Below are 25,931 nucleotides of genomic sequence, written 5' to 3'. Positions count from 1 at the left end.
GAACATTTATCTGTTTCATTAAACTAACGGGCAGGTTAGTTTCGGTATGTGGTATTATTTGTTTGATGGAGTAAACTAAAGCTTGAGACAAACATGAGTCAGTGTTTTCCAAAAAAAAGGTAAGCATAACGATCAAAGTTTTAAAAGGGAGTGAACTATATTAATATACAGCATCCCTATTTACGACAAATTCAGCTTAAGCGGCAACAAGTACCCACCTATAATCGTTACCCCTTTGATTTGGCGGTCATTCGAAACCTAAATACTCTTGATTTCCACCCCAAGGTAACCTATATCGTAGGTGAAAATGGAATGGGCAAATCAACACTGATGGAGTCCATTGCTGTCGCATGGGGATTTAACCCGGAGGGTGGGACGATCAACTTTTCCTTCTCAACCCAGGCTACTCACTCGAGTTTATATGAATATATACAATTGATCAGAGGTCCGCGACGCCCGAGGGATGGCTTCTTCTTCCGGGCAGAGAGTTATTATAATTTAGCCACAACGATCGATGAGTTGGACAGTCAACCTTCATTCGGTCGCCCTATTCGCCCTATTAAAGATTCGTACGGTGGCAAGTCCTTGCATGAGCAATCGCACGGAGAGTCGTTCTTTTCTACTTTCATTCATCGGTTCGGAGAGAATGGATTATATATACTGGATGAGCCTGAGGCTGCACTGTCTCCCCTTCGCCAAATGGCGATGCTGACACGAATCCATGAACTTGTTTTGCAAAACTCTCAATTTATAATTGCGACCCATTCCCCAATCCTTATGGCATACCCAGATTCGATTATTTACAATTTAAAGCCGGATGGTATCGAAGTCCAAGTATTGGAAGAAACCGACCATTTTATGATGATGAAAGAGTTTGTGAATAACAAGGATAGGATGCTCAGAGAGTTATTCGAGTAAGCTAAAGATTAAGAAGGCATCAAATTGATCAGCTACTGATTTCAACTAGTGGACTGACAACAGGGATCGTTGCAGAAATGCTGACGATCCTTTTTTGATATGTTTACGCATGAGTATATAAATCACGAAAAAGGTCTCCTCCGTTAACTAGGACGACCCAAGTGCGGGTCATCACTATTGGCAAGAGGATGGGGGGATGTATAACTATATTGGACTGTTATGGAAAAACAAGGTATAGAAAGACCACTGCCTCTATATATTTTAAAACAGAAGATTCTATTTTCTGGCATGGGTGCTTGTAGGGGAGAATGCATGTTGGAGGAGATATATTTCATTATTTTCTGAAGATAAGCAGAAACATTGTTAGGATTGCTACTGGGAATCATTCGTCCTAAATCGAGGAAGTATAAATATATTACTCTCTATTTTCATCATCTAATCGCCGACGAAATATCAAAGCCGAAACAGCAAATATAATAAAAGATAATGTTGAAGCAGCAGTAACCATCTTCAACACACTTCCTATTGGGGGGTTAAACAACAGAGCAATTGAGATGATTAAAACAGCACCTGTTAAACCCATTCCCAAAATCGAGATCGCTAAAATCTTGTTCATCAAATCACCTCACAGGTTGAAATAGAGTTTCTCATTGCATAATAATAGTTTAATACATGATGAATTAGTATAGAATGTAACAAAATCAGAAGTTTTAAATAAACTTTAACTTTCAAGCAAGTGTGTCCGCTAAATAAATGGGGGGCGATTATCAGCCAGTACTACATAGCGGAAATATCTTCATACCGTTGGCACATTAAACCATATGAGATGAGAGAAATTACGAGGAACATAGATGCAGATAGACACATTTATCCATATATCGAGACTGACTAGAAATTTAGCAGGTAGTGGAGATAAAAGAAATATATCCACGGTAACATGGTTTACGTCCCAACACCTGAAGGGCAACGGAAGAAGTGGGGCGAAAATTCGGGAAGTCGAAAATACTTAAGACACTGAAACGAGGCAATACGTCAACAATATATCAATGGTTTAACGATAGATGAACTCTCTGATCAATACTGTCTTTCCAACGATAGTATTGATCAGACCATTTATTCAGGAAAAAGAGGGCAATGGAACAATGTTCTTGTCCTTTAAGGAACAATGTTTTTGTCCTGTCGAGGGACACAAGAACATAGTCCGATTGAAGTCGCTATTTTAGCGGCTTTTTTATTTTATCGGTACAAGTTCTTGTCCCGAGCAAAAGACAAGAACTTGTACCGATTACCGAAATGGACAAGAACATAGTCCGATTGCCGATTAGGTGTATATCTAAACATTAAGTACACACATTTACAACTTCATTAAATACCATAATACATAACAATGTTCATATTGTTAAAGGAAAACTGACACGATGAGAGGTTAAACACTGTCGGCTAGGCATTAAAAAAGCGAAATATCAGACTAAAACTGGCAGTTGAGGACAAGAACTTGTACCGATTGCCGAGAGGGACAAGAACATGTTCCTATTTCCGATTAGATATATTCCTAAACAATGACCATATGTATTCAAAACCTCATTAAGCACCTTAATACATGGAAATATTCAAATTTTTATGGACAACTGAGACGCTGAAAAGGTAAATCACAAGTGTTTAGGTATTAAAAGTACGAAATTTTGGTAATGGAACTAGTGGTTGAGGACAAGAACTTGTACCGATTACCGGAATGGACAAGAATGTAGCCCGATTGCGGAAATGGACAAGAACATGTTCCCATTTCCGATTAGAAAACATCTTAGTGGAAGTGGTGGTCTCTATTGAGTAATTAACGGCACTAATGGCTGGATAATGATCAAGAGACCAGCTTCAATGCTCAAAAGTATTTCAACCGGAACTATAGCCTTAAATGGAAAGGGGGAATATACTTTTGTAACAAGGGACGAACACATTGCCTAGATCTTAGTCATTGTAAAAAGACAAGAACTTGAACCGTTTATCGTATGGACAAGAAGATGCTCTTATGCCGATTAGGTGTTTTCCTAATCGATTTTTTCCTTGTTAATTCATTAAGCTATACCAGCTAATAGCTTGTCAACATTTCCAGCAAAACAACTCGAGAGCCTGTGTTATATTTATTAATAAGCATACCAAATAACCTTCCAATCCGAGCTTAATTGGAAGGTTACACCATTATTTTGTAATACCGAACGGAACGATTTCTTACTTTTCAAAATGGCATACAACCAATGAACTAGCTTGTTCGCACATGCTACCAATGCCACTTTGTGAGGTTTGCCTTCAGCTCTCTTGCGTTCGTAAAACTCTTTAATTCGAGTGTCGCGAGATCGGATTAGGCCACACTGTACCGCCATAACTAGTACGTACCTAAGCTGCCTGGAACCACGTTTGGTAATTCGATTCCGGGTTGCTGTAAATTTACCTGAAGCAAAAATACTGGGATCTATGCCTGCAAAGGCAACTAGTTTCTTAGGATGATCAAATCTATCGACTTCACCAATTCCCGATAAAATTGTTGCAGCAATTTTAGGGCCAATACCGGGAATCGACTGGATTAAATCATACTCTTCAATCTCAGTAGCTAGGGCATCGATGGTTTTCTCCAACATAGCAAGATGCTCCTGGTACTGAAGAATAAGGCTAATTAAGATCTTAAGATTGATGAGGTGGCTCTCATACATAGTTTGCTGAAATGGGTTTTGTTTTGCAGCCACCATCAACCGTTGAACCCGTTCATTAATCCACCTCTCTGATCGCCCACGTTTTGAAGATAGCAGTGCGTTAATTGTCGTTTTAAGTGTCTCTTCACTGACTTTTAAAACGTAGGATGAGGTCGGAAACTCATGCAAGAAGCGAAGAGATACGTTAGAATACATAGCCCCAAAAACACCTTTATACGCTGGGAAGACCTGATCCAGAACAGCTTGGAATTGCAACTTCGTCTGCACACACATCTTAGAGAAGGACTCGTGTTGTCGCGTCAGGTAACGTATATTAAGAAGTTGCACACCTCTTTTTTTGAATGGTTCGAATTCCTCTCTATAGTACAGCTCGCCCAGAAGATATGCGTCAGCAGCATCCGTTTTCACTTTACGGAGATTCGTTTTTCGAAACCGATTGGAAATGAGCGGATTGATTACGATAAATACATAGTGATGTTCCTCTAGAAATTGAACGACAGGGCTTTGATAGTGCCCGGTTGCTTCCAGAATGATTGTAGGCCGATGACCTGATTCACGTTCGATGTCCTGAATAACTTGAAGCAATATCTCAAGCCCATCCCGTGTGTGTTGGAAATAGAAAATCCCTCGGTATGGTTTTCCTCGATCTAAGAAAGCTTGTCCGTGGCTTTCTTCTTTAGATATGTCTAGCCCGATAACAGGGTTCATTTTATCTCTCCTCGAAATCAATTAACCGGTAGCCCCAACGAACTCCTTGTCGCTCCACAGCATCGCATGTGATACGGGATCGATGTCCCAACCAGCCTCAATCATGGTCATGACAAGTAGGGGTGAACATTATAACGCTCGGGATCTGGTCCCACGGGCAGGTACGTTCGACCCGGCTACCCTAATCCTCGAAGTTAATACAAAAAGGATCAACCAGAAAGAATTGGTTGATCTCATAATACGAACGGGCAGGATAGCGTAGCTTAAATGACTTGAAGAGTGTTTCCTGGAATGGATGCTTATATATGGAACTGTATGAAGGGACATTTTTTATTGGTAACTCTGTGTTGACTAGTTCCGCTTATACATTGAGTTGAATTCTCATAAACAAATAGAGAAAGAAAATTTTAGAGCAAGAGTTATCCCTTTAAATATAATATTTTCTTTTCCATTTTGATAAACCATTTTGATTTAGATAGGGTATATAGAATTAGTGAAATCCATATAAAGATAAATGATGAAATTTGTTCGTAATTAAATGGTTCATGATAGAGTAAGATTCCTAGAATAAGCATAATAGTTGGTGCAATATATTGAAGAAAACCTATCATAGCTAATGAAACACGTTTTGCGGTAATCGCAAATAAGAGCAAAGGTACGGCAGTGATGACTCCAGCCCCCATTAATAACCAAATTGTTTGAGGTGAACCTTGAGTAAATACACTCTCATTCTTCATCTGAAGATTTCCTAAGAATAGTAAGGAAAAAGGGGCCATAATAAGTGTTTCTATAGTAAGACCTGTCATAGGTTCTAATTGAGTAATCTTTTTCAATAACCCATACATACCGAAAGTAATAGCTAGAGATAAAGCCACCCAAGGAAAAGTACCAATATTTAAAGTCATATTAAGTACGCCAATAGAAGCTAGAATAAAGGCAACAGTTGACCAAAACGATAGCTTTTCTTTGAGAAAAATAAGGCCAAGCAAAATACTTACCAAAGGAGTAATGTAATAGCCCAAGCTTGCCTCAACGAGATGGTTATTACTTACAGCCCAAATATAAGTGTACCAATTCATACTTATTACAATGGAAGCAGCGAAAATAACAAACAATTTCTTTGGTTCTTTAAACAGTGTGCACAGTTCAATAAAAAATTGTTTTAACTTCCCCATAAAAACTAAGACAAGAATCATAAAGACAAAAGACCAAACAATTCGATGAGCAAGAATTTCCTTAGCAGAAAGTGAACCAATAAGATTCCAATATACAGGCAATATTCCCCATATAATGTAAGCGCTTGCTCCTGATATAACCCCAACTGATTGTTCATTAGATTGTTTAAATTTCATGAATATACAAACCACCTTCTCCAATACTTTTCCTTATATATCTAAAGTCCAGCTAGGCTTAAAATAATGCACCTTAATTGCCTCTTGAACTTCATCATGTTTTTTTTCTTTTATTGCTAACAAAATTTTCTCGTGCTCTTGAATGCTAAGATGCCATTCTTTTTCACTTCCTTGAAGATATGACCCTGAAGCTAGAAAGAACAAGGGGAAAATAGCATCGAATTGTTTTAGCAATCGGCTATTTTCTGTCGCAGCTAAAATGCATCGGTCAAAGTAGTTGGAATAATAGATAAATTTATAATGATTTTTCTCTTCATAATATTTTTTCTGTTTTTTTAGACATTCTTCAAGGCCTCTAACTAACTGTTCTGTCTTATCATTTTCAGCACAATATCTATAGGAGCCAGTCATCCAAAAATAAACCATTTGTGCCTGTTCAAATAAATCTCTTTTTGACATATTTACTACACGTAAGCCACTGTTAGGTGTAGATACAACAAGGCCTTCCTGTCCTAACTGGCTCAATGCCTCGCGTATTGGAGAATTACTGATACCAAGTTCTTTACTTAATGAACCAATATTGATTTTTTCGCCAAATTGATATTCCTGAGTCAAAATCCTATTTTTAATTATTTCGTACACTTGCTCTTTAATTGTTACAATTTTTGGAGTTTTCATATCATGCTACCTCACTGTCTTTTTGACTTATACTATTTGAAAAATTTCAAACAAAAGGATCTTTTTGTGAACCTGTATATTTTCTTAAACTCTTATACTTGGTGCATCGTGCACGATTTATATTTTGGTGCATCGTGCACGATTTGTCAAGACTCTAGATGATTGCTGGTTTACATGACTTCACATGTTGATGCCAACCACTTAGTTATTGCTCTTATCTTTATGGGGTACCGCAACCTACCTATCAAGCTAAATCAAAATGATGGTCCTAAAACGCCAAAAGCGCTATTCTTTCAGTAGATGAAAAGGCAGAAGTGTGGCTAACTGGCGAGCATGTAGGAGTTCGTATCTGTCCACCTTACCGGTCTGAGATTACGGGTCTGATTAAGAAGGGGATAAACGATAAGACCATCGAAGTTACAAATACTTTGGTAAGAGATCAGCGAGATTTTCTTTCATCGTTTGCCGGGCAGGAACCAAGTTACCTACGGAGGTAATACGAATAACTGATATAAGTCAGTTGAAGGACGGTAAAATTGTATATCATGTAAAAATGACGGACGGGTTCAATGTAAACCAGATCAATTATAAGGTAAATGATGGGGATGTATATATGGTACCGGTTCGTCCTCTTATTAAATCCAATCAAGGTGTGGGAATACGAGCCGTATATTATGGGTCACCGAAAAAACCTATCCTCATTTGGAAAAAGGGTGACGAGTTACCCATCGCAAGTGATATGGTAGAAGCCAAGTTTCAATTTAAATAAAAAACGTTAGATCAAAAAAATAAAAGAAGGTAGCCGATCAATGTAATTGGCTACCTTTGTTCAACTAACAGGGAGGTTAGTTTAATCACATTAGAGCCCCGGTGATCAGCTGTATTTTATTATGCTAAATGGGCCTTTATGTTCAATAGAATATGGAAGTTTTAACTTAATTTAACGTCTAATAAAAGAGATCTGCTCTTAGTCATGATAAAGTCAAGGCTAGTGTCTCAGCTCAAAATATTGTGAAAATAAAATCCCAAATAACGATTGCTAAATCAGTGATTGTAAGGTAATATTCAATCATCAAAGTAAAATCTAAACGTTTAAACAGCTAATGAACGATGGTTCGTATGCTTAGACAGGAGAGACCTATGAGAAAAACTAGCATAAAGGACATCGCACTTAGGGCTAATGTTTCTATTGCTACAGTCTCCTATGTACTCAACGGCACTCGCAATGTGCGTCCCGAAACGCGCAGAAGGGTCCAGGAGGCCATCGAAGCATTGAATTACAAACCGAACGAGATTGCTAAAAGCCTCCAACGTAACCGTACCAACACAATTGGTGTTATTACGGAGGATGTGACTGTTTTTAACGCTCCGGATATTATCGATGGTATTAACGACTTTGGAGACCGTCACGACCTTCATATCCTGCTGGTTAACCTTAGGCTCGACAAACGAATTGGCCGTAATTTTCAAGACGTCGAAGCTTACCGTAAGTATGCAGGCAGTGCTGTATCTGAACTGCTTGGTAAACAGGTGGATGGTATCATTTACATCGGAGTTCACACTCGCGACTTGACAGGTCTAATCAATGTTGAAGGTAAACCGATTATATACACCTACGGTTACACACAAGACGATATTTCAATTCAGTATAATGATGAACAGGCATCTTATGAAGCGATGTCCTACTTGGTACAAATGGGACACAGTCGCATCGCAATTATTAGTGGCTTAATGGATTCAATCCCTTCAAGACGCCGATTAAACGGTTATTACAAAGCAGTCACCGATTTTGAATTGCCGTTTGATCCTTCCTTAATAAAGATGGGGGATTGGGAAAGAGATTCGGGCTATAGGTACGCTAACGAGCTACTCGACATGGACAATCCGCCGACTGCGATCCTGTCAATGAACGATGTTATGGGCGTCGGGGTTCTTCAGGCCGCGAAGGAAAAGGGGCTAAGCGTTCCTGAAGATATTTCTGTAGTTGGTTTTGATGATCGGGAATTCAGCGATTACCTGAGCCCACGTCTGACAACAATGGGATTACCGCTTCATGAGATGGGAGATTTAGCGATAGAAACCCTTTACCGCCTAATCAATGGAGAAGATATTCAAAACCTAACCATGCCGGAATGTCGCTTGATCGAACGCGATTCCGTTCGGAAGCTTAAAAGCTAAAAAGGCGCATGCCAGTTTCCATATATAGAACCAACGCAGGTAGGCTTTGCAATACCAAAGAGGAATTTAAGTTTCTCTTTTCAAAGTAATTTAAACGTTTAACTTAATTCTGATCAATGAAAGGGAGATCTGAGTGACCATTCTTAGTAATGAAAAATTCAGGATCGAATTTGGTGAACGTGGTACCGTTCAGTCCTTGGTGATGAAAGATGATCCGCATGAGATGAATTGGGTAGTAGATCCTCATTATTTGCAAGAGGTTGGATTCCAAGAGGATGAGGATAAGCTCTTTGGCGAATGGAGTATGCAGTTGAATGATAGGTTTGTTCAAAGCTCGATGTTTGAGCCAAATATTACGAAACATAGCACGAACCATGTTACTGTTGAGTTCAAAGATGTACAGGTCAAGATCTTGTTTTCATATTTGCTGGAAGGCGATCAATTCCGCTGGGGTATCAAACTGACCAATAAATCGGATACGAACATTAAAATTCAAGGGTTGCATGTGTGGTTTTCTCTCGCCTACATTATGTTTCGGACGCATGATGTTTACCGTAACATGCATGAATCCTGCGCCGTATTTACGCACATCGGTGGGAACTTTGCCAAGTTTGCTGCTGTACGACGAAGTAACGACGGACCTCATCTGGGAATCTACACGCTCAGAGGGAATACATCCACCATGGGTTCTCATTGTCGTTATTGTAACCGCTTTCTAGAGCAAGTTTCTCCATCTTTGGACGGCTTGTTATTCCACAGACTTTCTTTAGTGGAGGATGGGACCTCATTGAAAGATTTGGTACTTACCGATTGGATCTATGATGGCGCTTACAACTCTTTAACGTTAACGCCCGGGCAAGCGGAAAATTGGGAGTACGGATTTGTGTCATTCCAGAATCTGACGGATTTCTACCACCAAGGCAAGGTCCTCGGACATCCTCACTGGAGCTTTACACCCGTTGTGCCTGAAGGAGGACAATTCACAGCCTCAGTCCGTTTGCCTAGGGATCTTGAAATAAGGTCGTTAAAGCTATACAGTGCGCCTGGACACCAGAATGGCATTGAAGAGCAGGATATCTCCGCACTACTGGTTCCTTCAGAAAAGTCTATGTCACTAGACGTAGGCTCTAATCAAATTAGCAACCCTGTTGTTGAACAGGAGTTCATAGTAACCCTACCCGCTGACGTACCGGGAGAACGTAAACTGGAGTTGATACTCAAGGACGGACGTCGTGACATGCTGGTTTGGAATGTCCTTGAACCCGTTCACACCTTACTTGAAAAGCGAGCTGAATGGCTGGCATTAAATAGCTATGAAGGCGGGGAGACAGCGGATCGGCCCCATGCATTCCGTCCGTTATCTAACCAAGGTGAGTCACTGGGAAAATTGGCATTCTTATTGATGAAAAATGGGATGTCTTCGCCTGTTGCCGAGCAGGTTAAAAAGACGGAAGCAGCTGCGGTGCTAGATATGAAGGTGCACTGGTTCATTGAAGGTGATTTGTCCCGGCCGAAACCTTTGTACGGTAACTTTTATCGTATCTACGATTTCGATTATATCGCGCACGTTTTTTATCTATTATCACAAATGGATGAAGAGCTGCTTCATTTGCATTCTCCTTCCGAGTATTTGAAATGGGCCGCCGAAGTTATGTGTTTGCGACTTGATCCAGATTGCCATTCAGGTCAGCGAGAAAAGGACGAATCGCGTCTAAATGGTGTGTTTATCCTTTACATACGTGAACTGCTACAAGCGTTGAAAGACAAGGAATATGCTGAATTACATAACCAACTACGACAGCTATGGGATCGCTTTGGACAGGAAATGGAAATTGGTGTTCGGCACTATGGCGGGGCCGTTACTGAGCACTTCTATGATAATGCGGGATTTGGTCCAACGTGCAACGCATTATGTTTCCTTGGGCATACCGACGAGGCTTCACAATATGGTCAGCTTATTTTGGCGAATATCGGGTTCAGCAACGACTATAGGCTGCAGAATCCGGATCGATGGTGGGAAGCACTGTCCCCAATGATTCATTCCTTGTGGGGAGGACTAGTGGCATCGTCGGCATTGGTTGCTTATGAACATCTCGGTAATACAGAATATCTGGAAGCAGCCTATCGCTCTACGATGGCAATCTTTCATTGCTATGACTGGAATGTAAGATCCACCCCGCGAAAGATGGAGCCAGGTGAAGCCGCTTCGACGTATAGTGTATCTGCACCCAACTTGAACATGCCGTCATTGTCGCGTAATCGTTTCGGACAATCGGTGTTCGTGGAAGCAGATGATCCGCTGTTTGCCGCTTTGTTCTCCGATGTATCGGGGGATGACTGGGATATGGGTGAAGAATTAGTGGCGTATTTGCTGGGGTTTGGAACTACGACGTACCTCTATCGAGATGAAGAAGGCAGATTAAGTTGTGTCAACGGATTCGTGACAGAAGAGCATGACGGTTGGACCGTGAAAAGTTATGCGGCGTATCCGTCCAGGTACGTATTCCGTGAAGAACACTTAGAATTCCGAGCTCCTCTAGGAACATTGCAAAAGAGCATTCGCCTGGAAAATGGAAAGTTCAGAGTTTGCCTATGACGAGTCTTCTAACTTGGCAGTTTCCACTTGTTCTATAAAGGGAAGTACAGGCTTGGTCACAATCAGCACCATATAATCATCCGGATATGAAACAAGACCATGTTTTTAAGTTAAACGATTAAATTCGTTGACTTGAAATAAATAGCATTGAAAAAGGGAGGAAACAAACATGAGGTTTGGTAAGCGCAAGTTGGTTCTGTCTCTCGCATTAACCTTGGCTTTCTCCACGTTAGCAGGTTGTTCCGGCAATGCCAAAAATGCAGCAGCAGGCAACGGGGATCCGTCCGCTGGGGGCATCACCCTTGAGTTGTTGTATTGGGGGGATGATGTACAGAAGCAACTGGTGGAATCCGCTGCAGAAAAATATACGGCGGACACCGGGGTGAAAATTAATGCGCAGGTGTTGCCGGCAGACGGCACATTCGACACCTTCATCCAGACGAGGCTTCAGTCCGGAGAATTGCCGGACATCAGTTACATGGGGGAAGCTGACATTCAAAAGTATAATGAGATGGGCATTTTAGAGGACATTTCCGACCTGCTTGCGGATGGAAGCATTCCGGAGAAACTTCCTGCAATCACCATCCATACTCCAGAACAGAAAGTTATCGGTGTAGGCTTGTCCAACCAAATGGAACTGTTGTTCTATAGCAAATCGAAATTTGATGAGGCTGGGGTTCCATATCCACCTACTAAGGTTGAAGAAGCCTGGGATTGGGATACCTTTGTTGCCAATGCTAAGAAGCTAACCAAGGATTCGAGTGGTAAGACAGCCGCCGATGCTGGATTCGATGCTGCATTGACTGAAAACTATGGTCTTGGTTTTACGGCAGGGCGTGAATTTCATCATTTCTGGGCAGCGAACGCCAATGGAGGAGGCATTGTATCCCCAGATGGAAAAGAGTTCCAATGGGATTCCCCCCAAACGACAGAAGGTATTCAGAAACTAGCTGATCTTGTGAACAAAGACAAAGTTTCTTCTGCCTTTAGCTATACTTGGAGTTCAGGAATTGGCTCCGCTGTGGATGCGTTAAGCGGGGGTTATGCTATGACTGTGAGCGGATCCTGGGATTTAGCGAATATCAAAGGCAATGAGGATATTGGTGTAGGTGTGCTCCCGAAAATGGAGAAAGCAGTAACCATGAATGCTGGAGCTCCACTCGTTGTGTACAATACTTCCAAACATATCGAAGAGGCCAAAAAATTCTATGCCTATATGGTTAACCCAGAAAACAGCCTGGACTTGCTGAAAAGCGGAGCATGGTTGCCCAATCAGGCGGACTGGTATACAGACCAAGCTTTAATTGATAAATGGACCGCTGAACTACCAGCAAGTGCAAAGGAAACCATTCTTAGCTATGCCACGACGAAGGATGCCATCGTCCAATGGCCTGCGTATTATGTTCCGGCTTATTTAAAAATGAACACGGAATATGAAAAGTCGATTGATCAGGCATTATCTGGCCAAAAAAGCGTCAAAGAAATTTATGATGCGATTATGCCGGCAATCAAGTCGCTGTGGGAAAGCGGGAAGGTTTCCTAACCATAGGAAGAAAGTTTGAATTCAAAAAGAGAGGCTATGCTTATGAATCCAGAACGCAAAATCAGTTCGGAAACCGTTCCTGCCAGAAGATTTGCAAAAGGTGCCACCAAAGAGGCCATTGCCGGATATCTATTCGCTGCCCCCGCCATTATCGGATTTTTGGTGCTGACGATGTATCCTATGCTCGCCAGTTTATACTACAGTTTTCATAAAATTACGATTATGAGCGGTAGTCAGGTCATGGAATGGATCGGATTGGATAACTTTAGGTATATTTTCAGCAATCCGAGCTCTGAATTCAAAAAGTCGATTACGGTTACGCTGGTTTACGCCTTTGTAAACGTTGCGCTTGTTATCGTGTTTTGCCTGATCGTTGCCTTGCTACTGAACCGCAAGTTTCTTGGGAGAAATTTGCTAAGAGCTATCTTTTTTCTGCCATCTGTCATACCGATGCTAGCGACAACGATCGTTTGGCAGATGCTATTGCAAAATCAGGCCAAAGGTGGGCTCGTCAATTGGGTTCTACTTCAAATGGGCATTCCGCCTTGGGATTTTCTCAACGATCCACTTCAGATTTTCTACACCTTGTTTATTATGAGTCTGTGGACATGCGGCGGGACAATCGTTGTATTTATCGCCACGTTGCAGGACGTCCCTGGAGAACTGCTGGAGGCCGTTGAGATGGACGGAGGCAACGCCTGGCACAAGTTTTTAAAGGTGACTTATCCTACGATTAAACCCGTACTCTTTTTTCAGCTCATCATGTGTATGATGACGTCAATCCAGATTTACACCCAAAGTGTGGTGTTATCGAGAAATGGCGCGCCTGACCGAATGACATACTTTATTAACGTCATGATCTACGACCATTCCTTTGTACAAGTGGGTATGCGAGGTTTGGCATCGGCGGAAGCTTGGATCGTATTTCTGATTACTTTGGTGATTACGGGCGTGTTGTTTTACTTCCAAGGTGCGCTGAAACGTGATGATGCTATGGGCAAACGAAAGTGGGTGAGATAATGGAGACGGCACCTGCACCGGTGAAATATACAAGCATCAAGCAGGCAAAAAACCGACGAAAAGCGATTCATTTCGGTTTGATTTTGTTATCTCTCCTGCTTGCATTAATTTTTGCTTTTCCATTGTACTGGCTGTTACGCGGCGCAATGGTGAGTCATTCGGAAATATTGGCCAGGCCGCCTGTATTTTTTCCAAAGGAGCTTGGGTTCGAGAATTTCAGGCTAGGGTTGGAACGGATTCAGTTCTGGCGGCAGCTATGGAATTCGGTGTCCATCGTCGTTCCGTATGTCATTGGCACCGTCATCACGACCAGCTTTGCTGCATACGCGTTTGCCAAATTACGGTTCCCCATGCGCGGCGCCTGGTTTGTGCTCGTTATCAGCAGTATGATGCTGCCTAGTGCAGTTACACTGCTGCCACAATTTTCGTTATATACATCGCTTGGACTTGCAGGCAAACCTGCACTAATTATTCCAGCCTTTTTTTGCGCAGGCGGCAATGCATACTTCGTTTTTCTGCTAAGACAATTTTTTATGACAATCCCTGCTGAACTAAGCGAGGCGGCCAAAATCGATGGCGCGGGTTATTTCCGCATCTATTACCGGATCATGCTGCCTCTGATTCGACCTGCCATGATCGTTGTTGCACTGTTCAGTTTCATCAACTGTTGGAATGAATTTTTCTACACCATGATTTATCTGAAAACAGAGGCCGATTATACCTTGCCTATGGGCTTGTACATGGTGAACGGAATGCGTATTCCAAACTATGAGCAAGTCATGGCGCTTGCACTGATCGTAACACTTCCCTGCCTGGTGTTTTTCCTGATCGGCAACAAATATTTCGTAGAAGGCATTACGTTGACGGGAATTAAAGGTTAATAAGGAGGAGACGAAACAATGGCGAAAAAAAAGAGGAAATGGGCAACAAAAATGTGGGTGGCCGCTTTGGCCACCGTCGTAACTTTGAATACAGGCATCATACCTGCATCGGCGAACTATACGACAGACTTTGTTCATGAAGGCGTAGGTACCGATTATGGTGATGCAACGTGGAAGAACAATCAGATCGTAAGCGAGCCCGTGGATTTCAGTCAGGAAACTGTCGGTCAAATGATGAAAGCGATCGAAGATTTTGATTTTGACCAATTCGCTGCAGATCATGCCGACTTGCCATGGCTCGATAAGTTGCTGGTTAACGAAGGTGTCATTCCAGACGACAACAACGATGATGGCAGTGCCAATACGCTGTTCAGCCGAGGGAGCGCGCTGTACATGAAAACGCAGGATAACCGGCAGCTCGGTTTTGTCGGGACGGTACATTATGCGGATACTCTCAACAAGGATACGATGTACAACATTACTCTTTCTACGGGAGCCGTTGTGGAAGACAAGGGTGCTCGTAAAAACTACCCTAGCCATGCTGACCAAACCTACAACAGTGGCGGTTTGGACATCAGCCAGCGTAAATTTATTACCTCCTCTAACAGTGCTGTTACTCTATTAAAGTTAACCAATAACGGTAATGCCCCAATTACGTTAACGATGACGGTCAAATCTCCATTTGTGACCGAAACCGAGGGAGATGAATTGATCGGCAAACGGGTGGCTGCTCCAATCATGGTTGGACGCGCCGGAGAAAAGTATGTGGAAGCGATGTCCCATGTTGACGTTCATCTCAGCGGGGACGGCATGATGCCTGTTGGCAATGACTTGGTTAAAGAGATTACGGTTCCTGCAGGCACATCGGTGGATGAAAAAGTGGTCATGGGGTGGTTGGCCGAAGGGATCCCTGCTTCGAAAACGCAGTACGCTGAGTTTAAAACGAGCACTAATGAAAAGGCTTTCAGTGAACAGGTGAAGGAATACAACGAATGGTGGGCACAAAATATCCCCTACATCGATATTCCAGACGAAAACGTGAAGAAGGTTCTGTATTACCGTTGGTGGTCCAATCGCTTCAACTTGCTGGAAGCCAACATACCCGGAAACGACTGGCAATTCCCGATGAACATGGAAGGGGTACTGGGTTATAACAACGGCATCACAGTTAGTGTTCCATGGGTGTTGCAAGATTTGAAGTGGCTGCGAGATCCATCTTATGCATATGGGACTTGGTTATCCCAAGGCGAGTATTCTGAAAACGCCAACTACAAAAACAATCCGGGACGGCCAAATATCTGGACGTGGGATATGATGCAAAATACCTCGCAAGTCGGTTGGGAAGCTTACAAGATTTATGGTGGCGGAGAAAAGGTGTTGAAAAAATTCGCTGATTTCTCTGCAAGCGATGTGACGGGCACTCTGAATCATTTCCGGGGAACCAATCCTGATTTAGTCTATTACAATCACGGGCCTATTACCGGCAATGATGGGGACACGGTTTCCATGCACTGGAAAGGAAACGGAAACTATGCACGTTTGGACGGTTCTTCTACAGCGTATGCAAACGCAGTAGCCACCCAACAAATGTATGAACAACTCGGCGATAACACAAACGCAAAGCGTATGGAAGAGGTTGCTCAGCGAATTCGGAACGCAATTCTGAACAACATGTGGTACGACGAAACAGATTTTGACGGTGACGGCGAAGCCGATACCAACGGAGAAGGTAGCTTTTTGCACAAAAAAGTCATCAATCAACAAGACGTATTCAATCCGTGGCGTGACAACAATATGTTTGTTTTTAACTTCGGTGTGGTGCCGAAAGAAGGGGAAGCAGGATACGAATCCAAGTACTTGACTCAGTTGGCCGATTACGGAGATCCGAACTATTACCCAATTTTCCCATTCTTCACGGCAGATCAGCACAGTATCATGAAACGTGTGGAAGCATTCCAGAATGGAGAGACCAGCGCATTCGGAACCGACCAGTTCGCTTGGTGCAACTTTGGCAATTATATCAATACGATCCGTGCTTCTTTGCGTCATTACCCGATGGAGAATATCAACAGCGACACCTACAAAACGTTGTTTGACTGGGGTGCTTGGCTACACACGGTTGAACCAGGCAATACCGATCACCTGGATTCCAATGAATTTTTCTGGCTGGAGGATTATTTCTTTGGTACGCCTTGGACGCCGCAAAACCCACCGAATCCAAGTGGCAAGATGGTGCGTGCTTGGATTCACCATGATACGCTGGGCATGATGAATTATTCCGTCATGGAGGATATGGCAGGTCTTCAGCCAAGAGCAGACGATAAAATCGAGCTTTGGCCACTTGATATCAAATATGACCATTTTGCCGTGGACAATGTGCGTTATCATGATGCCAATCTGTCCATTGTGTGGCAGGACCCGGCCAAATATAGCGATAGCGATCCATATTACAAGGATATCCCCGTAGGATACTCGTTGTTCATCAATGGCGAACGTGTTATGACTACGGATGAAATGTCGCATATCATTTTTGATACAGCCACCGGCAAGGTAGAAAAACCGGACGGGGATGTGCCAGGGGCGGTTGGAGACAACACAAACACCAACGTTATTTATGAAATTGGTAGCGCTGTTAATCTGGCTTCGGCAGATGATACTTCACTCGAAAGTGATAAAAAAGCAGTTGACATGTTCAATAAAGCTGGAGTTGATGTGGAGCATAAAGGCGTAAACCTGGCAACGGCATCTGGTACTACGGTTGAATCCAGCTATATCCATAGCAATTCCAATGTAAACAGACTGGCAGACGGGTCCACGATTGCATCGATTAACCATACGTCGAATACTGCGTTGTTCGGCGGCTCGCCGAACCCATCCGAATCGGTTACGTTTCACTTTGACGGATTCCAATCAGTCGATAACGTGAAAGTGTACTTCTATAATGACCGGCGGCCAAGCGGTTATGCAGCCCCGCAAACGTTTGGTGTGGAATACTTGGATGCGGACGGCACCACATGGAAGCCTGTAGAAGGGCAATTCCGTTATCCGAATTATGTGGCCGCAAATTACAATAATGTTGAATTTAATGCGGTGAACACTGCGGCTATCCGAGTCCATTTTACGCATGCATCGGGCTATTCAACAGGAATTAAGGAAATTCAAATCTACAATAACGACCTGAACGTTACGCCTTCGGAGAACCTTGCACCAAAAGTGCTACTAGACTTGCCGGTGAACGTGGAGCAAGGAACCCCATTGAAGTTGGCACCAGTAATTACAGATGACGGTCTGCCAAGCGGGCGTTTGACGTATGCATGGAATCTAGTGTCGGGCGATGCTGGTGCAGTGCAGGCAGAGACACTGGATCAGTCGACATTAAATGTGACATTCGGTGGGGTTGGCGAATACGTCTACGAGTTAAGCGTCAGTGACGGGATCGCAATCACGAAGGTAGAAGTGCCCATCACAGTATACGTAGCGACGGCCGAATTATCTAATGTCATTGCCAAGTTTGCAGACCGGATATCGCCGCAAGGCAAGCTTGTTCGCAATGCCGATGACTTCACGTCGGAGTCGTGGCAGGCGTTGCAGGCAGCGTTGACTGAAGCCAAAGAACTGCTTGCGCAAGATGATTATTCGCTCGATGAAGTGCAGTCCATGACGAATCGAGTGCGCCTTGCTGAAGAGAGTCTTCGTTATCGCAATGCTGCCCTGTTGGCTACGACAAGTGCTTCTTATACATCGGCATGGGAATCTTTGAACTCGGTGAATGACGGGTATATTCCTTTAGTCTCTGGGAGCATCGGTAACCCAGAGATCGAAACGCAATATGGAAACTGGGGATCGCCCAACCAGAATCATTGGGTGGAATATACATGGAAAAACCCTGTGACTCTGTCTGGCAGTTCGATGTACTTTTATGATGATGGAGGCGGCGTTCAGGTTCCAGTTGATTACGACTTTGAGTACTTCGATCAGGAGACGGGCGAGTATGTGGCGGTTAGCGGACTTAGTGAGAAGAAAATGGAAAAGGGTAAATTCAACCAAGTCACCTTTAATGAAGTCACGACCGACAAATTACGTTTAACGATGAAAAACCAAAGCAGTTCGGTGTACACCGGTTTAAAAGAATGGCGGGCTATATCGGCCAAACCTGAAGGGGAAGAACCACCTCAAACAGAGCATGGTGCGATAACAGCCATTGAGCCAGCATCAGTTAATACGACCATCAACGTCATGCCTGAGCTGCCTTCCCAAGTCACTGTGACTTATGCAGACAATACGAAAGGGCTGGCCAATGTAGTGTGGGATGAGATTCCCGAAAATAAGCTATCCATCGCAACCGATTTTGTTGTACTTGGTAGTGTGGAAGGGACCGACCTGAGAGCAAGCCTGCGTGTTTATGTCAAATACGATAAATCCCGTTTGAAAGCGGCAATTGATGCCGCATCAGATCCTTCCGTGAACGAAGAGAACTATATCGGCACACCGGAACAATGGCAAACATTGCAAACAGTTTTGCAGTTAGCTAGTGACATGTATGATAATGACGCTTCGACCGAAGGAGATATCGATTCAGCGTACAAAGCGTTGCTTGAAGCTTTTGAAGCTCTAGAGCCCGTAGAGGAACACAATGTAACTATTATCGGTATCAACATTCCCGGCGGTTCTGTGGATCAGTTGGCCAAGGAAATTGTTATTCCTGAATCGACAACGTTGGAGGAACTTAAAACTGGTTTAAACGTTCCCGCAAGTGTGACATTCGCGGTGTACGAATCCGATGGGTTCACGTCGGCAATTGATTTGAAGACGGGATACAAAGTGATGGTAACAGGTGCTGATCAAATCACAACGAAGACGTACACTGTCCTGATGGTTACAAAAAATCCGCCAGTGAATACAGCGGCGCTCGAAGCAAAGTTGAATGAATCAAAGGCGTTGAAGCAAGAACGCTACACGGCGGCAAGCTGGCAGAACCTAGCGGAAAAGATGGCCTCTGCTGAGCAATTGTTGACGAGCGGATCGGCTTCTCAGGCTGACATTGATGCTGCGGTTCTCGCGCTGGATTCTGCCATTGCGGGATTAAAGCTGTTGTCTACACCTACACCTACACCGACTCCAAGCCCATCGCCATCGGCTCCAACACCAGTTCCAGTTCCAGAACCAGCACCAGCTCCTACGCCTTCGGACTCGAAAGAGCTTACGCCAGTTACCGTGAACCAAGGCAGAATCGAAGTAAAAGCAGTTGCTAGCGGAAAAGATGGTAAGGCCAAGGCTCAGCTTACAGACAGCGATATTAATGCAGCGCTGGAAGATATGAAGGATGGGAAGTTAACTATTGTCATCAAAAAGGACTTGGAAACACAACAAGTCGAAGCCGTGCTTCCGTGGAAAACGCTTAATACTACGAAGTCTTTGACCAGTATAAAAATTGAAATGGGATCAGCCGGGTTGACGATACCTCATCAATTCCTGACTACGTTTAAGGACATCAATACTCTTGGAGTGGTTTTTGAAGCCGTGGAACCAAGCCAGTTGCCAAAACAAGCTGGAAAACTTCGTGAAGCTGGCGCAGTCAGCAACTTTACGGTGAATGCGGATGGGAAAAATATTTCTTCTAAAGAACTGCATGGAAAAGGACTTAGACTAGGCATGCCCTATCAGTTGAAGGCCGGGTTGAAAGGGCATCAGGTGGTTGCATTTACGCTGAACGATGCCGGAGTTGCCCAAGCTGTAGTCGGTGGTAAATATAATGAATCCACAAAAATGTTTGAGTTTAACATGGAGCAGAACGGCATGTTCGGAGTACTTGGCGTAAACGCAGCCTTTAAGGACTTGGTCAATGTGAACTGGGCTGTGGAAGGCATTCAAGCACTTGCAGCAAGAGGAGCTATTGAGGGAACGGGAGCGGGAGAATTTAATCCAACATCTCAAGTAACCCGTGCAGAATTCCTCAAAATGTTGATGAACACATTCGATCTGTTGGATGAGACAGCAACACCCGCATTTAGCGATATCAAAGAAGGCACATGGTACAGCACTCCAATCGCAAGTGCGTATACACTGGGCATTGTCAAAGGCAAAGCAGATGGCTCTTTTGGTCCCAATGAACCAATTACCCGCGAGGAAATGGCCGTGATGGTTTATCGTCTAGCAGGTAATTTAAATGTTACATTATCAACTGAAGGGGAAGATGATTCTGCGAAGTTTGTTGATTTGGAGAATCTTTCTTCGGAATCCACAGCAGCAGTAGAGGCTGTTCGCATGGGTGGTTTAATTACAGGCATGCCGGATGGCCGCTTTAACCCTAATGGCCAGACCACACGTGCGCAAGTGGTGACGGTAATTTACCGATTGCTGACAAACCTAGAAAAGTAGAATCTGGACAACTCTAGAATCTGCTTGTTACAAAAATAATGGTTGCCCAACATATTTGTTGAGGGGCAACCATTATTTATATTATACTGACCAGTTTACATCCGAATTGCCGATTCCAATCATGGTTATAAGCTGCCAGCCGTGTATCTTGTTGAGGAGAAAAGCCTGAAGAAGAACAATTGTAGCAAGGAAGGCACTCGTGCAAGGTTGTAATCATATAAATTTCAGTTGGAAATGATGATTCCACCCTGATGTAATGATTTGTAAAATAAGGATATTGAATAGAAACAAGGAGAGGTTCCCATGACAAAACCAGTTGTACCGCACCATCCACAGACACCAGGATATAGCCATAAAATCAATGATCCATTCTGGTCACATTATATTGAACTGGTCCGCAACGTGGTTGTTCCCTACCAATGGGAAGCGCTCAATGACCGTATCGAAGGAGCTGAACCAAGCCGGGCCATTCGGAATTTTCGCATCGCTGCAGGGGAGGAAGAGGGTGTTCATTATGGGATGGTATTTCAGGACAGCGATGTTGCAAAATGGATTGAAGCAGCTGCGTACCTGCTCTCTGCGAAGCCCGATCCGGAACTGGAAGTCCTCGTGGATTCCGTTGTTGACACCATAGCACAGGCGCAGCAAGCTGATGGTTACTTGAACACCTACTTTACCTTGCGTGAACCTGGGGCGCGATGGACAAACCTCGCCGAATGTCATGAACTCTACTGTGCAGGACATATGATTGAGGCTGGTGTGGCGTACTATCATGCCACTGGCAAGCGCATGCTGCTGGATGTGGTTATTCGTCTGGCAGATCATATAGGCACCGTGTTTGGTACAGAGCCGGGACAATTGCCTGGTTATGATGGGCATCAGGAGATTGAACTTGCACTCTTCAAGCTGTATGAGACGACAAAAGTAGAGAAATATCTCGAACTAAGCCGTTATTTTCTGGATCAGCGGGGAGCGAGTCCGCATTTTTTTGTAGAGGAATGGGAACAAAGGGGACGTACCGTACATTTTGGCGAGTTGGAAATGGTGCATCGGCACACCTACTCCCAGTCTCATCTCCCCATTAGGGAGCAGACGACAGCTGAAGGCCATGCGGTTCGACTGGTGTACATGTGTGCGGCTATGGCAGATGTAGCTGCAAAGACGGGGGAAACATCACTGAAAGAAGCCTGTGAACGATTGTGGTGCAACACCGTAAGCAAGCGAATGTACATTACGGGAAGCATTGGCTCATCAGCAAAAGAAGAAGCATTTACAGGTGATTATGACCTGCCGGGAGATACTGCCTACGCAGAGACTTGTGCCTCGATTGGCCTGATCTTTTGGGCGAAGCGTATGCTTCAGATGAAGCCGGATAGCAAGTATGCGGACGTTATGGAACGGGCTCTGTACAATACGGTAATTAGTGGAATGTCCTTGGATGGTCAACGCTTCTTCTATGTGAATCCGCTTGAAGTCGATCCGGAGATTCAACGTGTGAATCCTAATTATGCCCACGTGCGAACACGCCGGCAAGGATGGTTTGGTTGTGCCTGCTGTCCGCCGAACATTGCACGATTACTGGCCTCATTGGATCAATATGTGTATACCCCAGTTGTGGAACAGGCTACGTTGTATGTGCAATTGTACATCGGCGGGGAAGGGGAATTCACACTAAAGGATAGAAAAGTAGCTCTAACTATGGCGTCTGACTACACCTCTACCGGAGAAGTGAAGCTGATCGTTCGGCCCGATTCCTCGGAAGGTATGGAGTTTACGATAGCTCTGAGAAAGCCGGACTGGTGCGAAATTCCCGAGTTATGGATTAATGGGCAAAAGACAGAACAGAGTGGATTTATTTCCGAATGCGGTTACATGAAAGTGACCCGTACATGGAGAGCTGGTGATGAGATCAGGCTTCACTTCCCTATGGAGTTGCTGCGGATGAAAGGGCATGATCACATCAGAGCCACCTTCGGAAAAGTAGCCATACAGCGGGGACCGTTTATGTACTGTCTGGAAGAAGTCGACAATGGCCGCGGATTGCATCGCATTCAGCTGCCCCGGGACGCCCAGTTTCATATCGGTAGCGGGGATCGGATGCCTCTGGGGGTTCCGGCATTTACAACCATTGGGCAGCGAATAGTATCCCATGAAGATTGGGGAACACATCTGTATCGCAGTGATGTCCACTGGGATGCCCAGCCTGCCGATCTTCGCTTCATTCCCTACTTCACTTGGGCCAATCGGGATGAAGGGGAAATGAGTGTTTGGATTCGGGAGTGCGAATAAGGGGATGTCTACCAGGAATTTACCGTTTGAGGAACAGTAGAAGGGACCGAGTTAAAAGCTGTTGACACAGTGACGATTATCAGTCCTGCGGAACCAGAAGCAGGTCAAGGTGAAGTTTAGGTTTAAAGGTGTCTAGTGCTTCTTCAAAAGGGGTAGGCAAAAAGAGAAAGCGTCCGACAGGACCGGGATGCGCGTTGTAGGATAACGTGATCTCTGGTGAGCGGACGCTTTTTATTTTTTAGGTCATCGGTTCTGAATGAGTCAGTTTATTTTCTGTATTGGTGAACTTGCTGCGGAAGTTGGAAGGTGAGATGCCCTCTTTTTTGGAGAAACAGGAAGAGAAGTAGGACACATGATTGAAGCCGATCTCTTCGGCGATACGAGCAACGGACCAGGCGGTTTGCAGCAGCAGCTTTTTGGCCTGTTCGATTCTGTAATGCAGCAGATATTCCATGGGTGTCATGCCATACACTTTCAGCATGCTGCGTGCGAGATAGTTTGGATGGTAGTTGAGTTCCTTTTGCAGCATTGGATTGGAGATCGGTTGAGGGTAATTGTGTCGGATGTAGAGTTCAATTTTCTCGGCAATCCGAATGGCGGCAACGTCGGACAGTGAGGACAGACCAAGGTCCAGATGCTGCATAAATTGCTGGAAGGTCGCCTGTCGTTTCCAATTGCGCATGGACTGAGGCTCTTGATCAAGTTGAGAGAAATGCTCCAGCAGTTCCATGTCTTTGGTTGCAATGTGCATATGTTTGGGGATGAAGATGGAACAGACATCACAGTGGTTAAGATACGCGCTTACCTTATGTGTCTCGATTAGTTCGGCCTGATTGGCGAGGCATTCGTCCATGTTGGCAGACTCTCTCCAGCTGCCATAGGTTTGAAAATGAATCCAGATCATTTCTGTTTCCGCCTTACAGGCAGCGCTGCCGTAATGGTGTCCATCCGGCTTAAGGATCAGTGCTTCTCCTTGTTTCAGAAACCATTCTGTCCCGTTCTCGCTAATAGCGAGTGAGCCACGTGTAACGACAATCAGGTCAAAGACACCGATCTCACTGCGGCTGATGTGATATTCACCGGCTTCGTAATAAGCACGTCCGCAATCAATAAAATAGGGAATGGGCGGGGTGATGAAATGAAGGATGGGCGAGTCCAATCAGGCACCTCCGAACAGGTTGAAATATTTAAAATTCATGTTGGCATCGAGCATTTATTTTTTATGATACAACAAGTAACATATAAAATAAAGCGCTTACGAAATTCGGTTTTCTATCCTTAAAAGGATTCAGATTACAACCTTAGGAGGGGAATTTACATGAAGAAAATGCAGGTATGGTTAGGGGTATGCCTTCTTGTGGTGGTGATGGCTCTGAGTGGTTGCAGTACTACGAAGGAAGCTTCAGGAGGGACATCTGGAGAGGCAGGAAACGGAGGAGTGACCAAACTGGTCTTCTGGACTTTTGTGGATGCCCATCAAAAATTTTATGAGAGCATGGCAGAGCAGTGGAATCAGAACCATCCTGATCAACAGATTGAACTGGAAGCAACCACGATTCCATATGACGATATGCATACCAAGCTATTGCTTGCTTTGCAATCCGGTGTGGGCGCACCTGATCTGGTTGATATCGAGCAGAGCAAGTTCCCCAATTTTATGAAAGGTGTACCACAGCTGGTCGATCTGACGGACATGATTCAGCCCGAACTGAATAACATTGTGCAATCCCGGGTGGAGATCTACAGCAAGGAAGGTAAATATTACGGTATCGATTACCATGTGGGGGCAACCGTCATGTATTACAACCGGGACAGTCTGAATCAAGCGGGCGTTAACGCAGATGATATCAAAACATGGAGCGATTTCGAGCAGGCAGGGAAGCAGGTGCTCGAGAAGACAGGCAAACCGATGATCACGTTTGAAGGTAACGGGAACTGGTCCTGGTGGCCGGCCATTAGCCAGCAGAAGTCGGATCAGGTGGATGCCGATGGCAATGTAACGGTGAACGCCCCCATCAATATTGAAACGATGAAGTTCTTTCAGAAAATGGTCCAAGAAGGTGTTGCTGCTGTCGCACCCGGTGCAGGGCATGACACGGAAGAATACTTCGGATATATGGATAAGGGGAGTGCAGCAGCGGTATTTATGCCGTTCTGGTTCATGAACCGGTTCACCGATCATATCCCGGATCTCAAGGGCAAGATGATCATTCGCCCAATGCCGGCCTGGGAAGAGGGCGGTAATCGTTCCGCAGGCATGGGAGGTACAGCAACGTCCATCACCAACCAGTCCGCTTCGATTGAACTCGCAGAGCAATTTCTCGCTTATGCCAAATTGTCCAAAGAGGGTAACATTCAGATCTGGAAGCAGCTTGGATTTGACCCGATTCGCACAGATGTATGGACAGATGCAGCCATGAAGGAGTCGAACAAATACACGGATTATTTCGGTGATGATATTTTCGACACCCTGCTCGAAGTGAAGGATGAGATTGCTCCAGTCCACATTCGGGAGAAGTCGCCTGAAGTATTCGATGCGGTGCGTAATAAAGCGATGCCAGAAATCTTCATTAATATGAAGGATCCTGAACAAGTTTTGAATGACGTGCAGGCTGAATTGACTCGGTAAACGGTGTTGTTGGATCGTTTTTGATATAGAGGATATGGCTTATTCCAGGTGGGGGG

Annotated in this window: 13 protein-coding genes and 1 pseudogene; 9 read left to right on the top strand and 5 right to left on the bottom strand. The window is 44.3% G+C overall.

Annotated features, from left to right (window positions below; all coding sequences use genetic code 11):
* Nucleotides 1–165: 165 nt before the first annotated feature.
* Complete coding sequence (locus ACDJ59_RS09305) at nt 166–918, top strand: AAA family ATPase (RefSeq protein WP_413409753.1); 753 nt, start codon at nt 166–168, stop codon at nt 916–918.
* A 415-nt stretch (nt 919–1,333) separates the two neighbouring features.
* On the opposite strand, the gene ACDJ59_RS09300 is transcribed toward ACDJ59_RS09305, so the two are convergent.
* The 4 genes and pseudogenes from ACDJ59_RS09300 to ACDJ59_RS09285 all read right to left on the bottom strand — a co-directional run bounded on the left by ACDJ59_RS09300 (nt 1,334) and on the right by ACDJ59_RS09285 (nt 6,361).
* Entirely contained in the window at nt 1,334–1,534 is a 201-nt protein-coding gene (locus ACDJ59_RS09300; RefSeq protein WP_076250515.1) for a hypothetical protein, read from the bottom strand.
* A 1,591-nt stretch (nt 1,535–3,125) separates the two neighbouring features.
* Nucleotides 3,126–4,331, bottom strand: a pseudogene (locus ACDJ59_RS09295) (IS110 family transposase); the annotation flags it as partial.
* A 419-nt stretch (nt 4,332–4,750) separates the two neighbouring features.
* Nucleotides 4,751–5,683 (bottom strand): EamA family transporter RarD, encoded by a 933-nt coding sequence (gene rarD, locus ACDJ59_RS09290; protein ID WP_413408534.1) that lies wholly within the window; start codon nt 5,681–5,683, stop codon nt 4,751–4,753.
* A 33-nt stretch (nt 5,684–5,716) separates the two neighbouring features.
* Complete coding sequence (locus ACDJ59_RS09285; protein WP_413408533.1) at nt 5,717–6,361, bottom strand: GntR family transcriptional regulator; 645 nt, start codon at nt 6,359–6,361, stop codon at nt 5,717–5,719.
* A gap of 1,140 nt (nt 6,362–7,501) precedes the next feature.
* Between ACDJ59_RS09285 and ACDJ59_RS09280 the strand changes: the two genes are divergently transcribed.
* The 7 genes from ACDJ59_RS09280 to ACDJ59_RS09250 all read left to right on the top strand — a co-directional run bounded on the left by ACDJ59_RS09280 (nt 7,502) and on the right by ACDJ59_RS09250 (nt 23,246).
* Entirely contained in the window at nt 7,502–8,539 is a 1,038-nt protein-coding gene (locus ACDJ59_RS09280; RefSeq protein ID WP_413408532.1) for a LacI family DNA-binding transcriptional regulator, read from the top strand.
* Between the two features lie 133 nt (nt 8,540–8,672).
* Entirely contained in the window at nt 8,673–11,135 is a 2,463-nt protein-coding gene (locus ACDJ59_RS09275; protein ID WP_413408531.1) for a hypothetical protein, read from the top strand.
* Nucleotides 11,136–11,304: 169 nt separating this feature from the next.
* Entirely contained in the window at nt 11,305–12,678 is a 1,374-nt protein-coding gene (locus ACDJ59_RS09270) for an extracellular solute-binding protein (RefSeq protein ID WP_413408530.1), read from the top strand.
* Nucleotides 12,679–12,720: 42 nt separating this feature from the next.
* Nucleotides 12,721–13,698 (top strand): carbohydrate ABC transporter permease, encoded by a 978-nt coding sequence (locus tag ACDJ59_RS09265; RefSeq protein WP_413408529.1) that lies wholly within the window; start codon nt 12,721–12,723, stop codon nt 13,696–13,698.
* Nucleotides 13,698–14,579, top strand: coding sequence for a carbohydrate ABC transporter permease (locus ACDJ59_RS09260; RefSeq protein ID WP_413408528.1), 882 nt, complete (start codon nt 13,698–13,700; stop codon nt 14,577–14,579). Before ACDJ59_RS09265 ends, ACDJ59_RS09260 begins: the two co-directional genes overlap by 1 nt.
* 18 nt (nt 14,580–14,597) lie before the next feature.
* Nucleotides 14,598–20,957, top strand: a complete 6,360-nt coding sequence (locus ACDJ59_RS09255) for an S-layer homology domain-containing protein (protein WP_413408527.1) — start codon at nt 14,598–14,600, stop codon at nt 20,955–20,957.
* 303 nt (nt 20,958–21,260) lie between these two features.
* Nucleotides 21,261–23,246 carry a glycoside hydrolase family 127 protein gene (locus ACDJ59_RS09250; RefSeq protein ID WP_413408526.1) on the top strand — a complete coding sequence of 662 codons (1,986 nt, stop codon included), beginning with the start codon at nt 21,261–21,263 and terminating at the stop codon, nt 23,244–23,246.
* A 238-nt stretch (nt 23,247–23,484) separates the two neighbouring features.
* Here ACDJ59_RS09250 and ACDJ59_RS09245 read toward each other — a convergent pair whose 3' ends face one another.
* A complete protein-coding gene (locus tag ACDJ59_RS09245) occupies nt 23,485–24,405 on the bottom strand; it encodes a helix-turn-helix domain-containing protein (RefSeq protein ID WP_413408525.1) in 921 nt (306 codons plus the stop codon).
* Between the two features lie 159 nt (nt 24,406–24,564).
* Between ACDJ59_RS09245 and ACDJ59_RS09240 the strand changes: the two genes are divergently transcribed.
* Nucleotides 24,565–25,875, top strand: coding sequence for an ABC transporter substrate-binding protein (locus ACDJ59_RS09240; RefSeq protein WP_413408524.1), 1,311 nt, complete (start codon nt 24,565–24,567; stop codon nt 25,873–25,875).
* Nucleotides 25,876–25,931 lie beyond the last annotated feature (56 nt).

Origin of the sequence: Paenibacillus amylolyticus (assembly GCF_047302515.1) — a bacterium.
Taxonomy (GTDB): domain Bacteria; phylum Bacillota; class Bacilli; order Paenibacillales; family Paenibacillaceae; genus Paenibacillus; species Paenibacillus amylolyticus_G.
This window is presented reverse-complemented; position numbering and strand designations above follow the sequence as displayed.

Coding starts and splice junctions, on each gene's coding strand:
- rarD (WP_413408534.1), bottom strand. CDS start 5,683: ATGAAATTTAAACAATCTAATGAACAATCAGTTGGGGTTATATCAGGA.
- ACDJ59_RS09270 (WP_413408530.1), top strand. CDS start 11,305: ATGAGGTTTGGTAAGCGCAAGTTGGTTCTGTCTCTCGCATTAACCTTG.
- ACDJ59_RS09240 (WP_413408524.1), top strand. CDS start 24,565: ATGAAGAAAATGCAGGTATGGTTAGGGGTATGCCTTCTTGTGGTGGTG.
- ACDJ59_RS09285 (WP_413408533.1), bottom strand. CDS start 6,361: ATGAAAACTCCAAAAATTGTAACAATTAAAGAGCAAGTGTACGAAATA.
- ACDJ59_RS09300 (WP_076250515.1), bottom strand. CDS start 1,534: ATGAACAAGATTTTAGCGATCTCGATTTTGGGAATGGGTTTAACAGGT.
- ACDJ59_RS09280 (WP_413408532.1), top strand. CDS start 7,502: ATGAGAAAAACTAGCATAAAGGACATCGCACTTAGGGCTAATGTTTCT.
- ACDJ59_RS09255 (WP_413408527.1), top strand. CDS start 14,598: ATGGCGAAAAAAAAGAGGAAATGGGCAACAAAAATGTGGGTGGCCGCT.
- ACDJ59_RS09260 (WP_413408528.1), top strand. CDS start 13,698: ATGGAGACGGCACCTGCACCGGTGAAATATACAAGCATCAAGCAGGCA.
- ACDJ59_RS09250 (WP_413408526.1), top strand. CDS start 21,261: ATGACAAAACCAGTTGTACCGCACCATCCACAGACACCAGGATATAGC.
- ACDJ59_RS09265 (WP_413408529.1), top strand. CDS start 12,721: ATGAATCCAGAACGCAAAATCAGTTCGGAAACCGTTCCTGCCAGAAGA.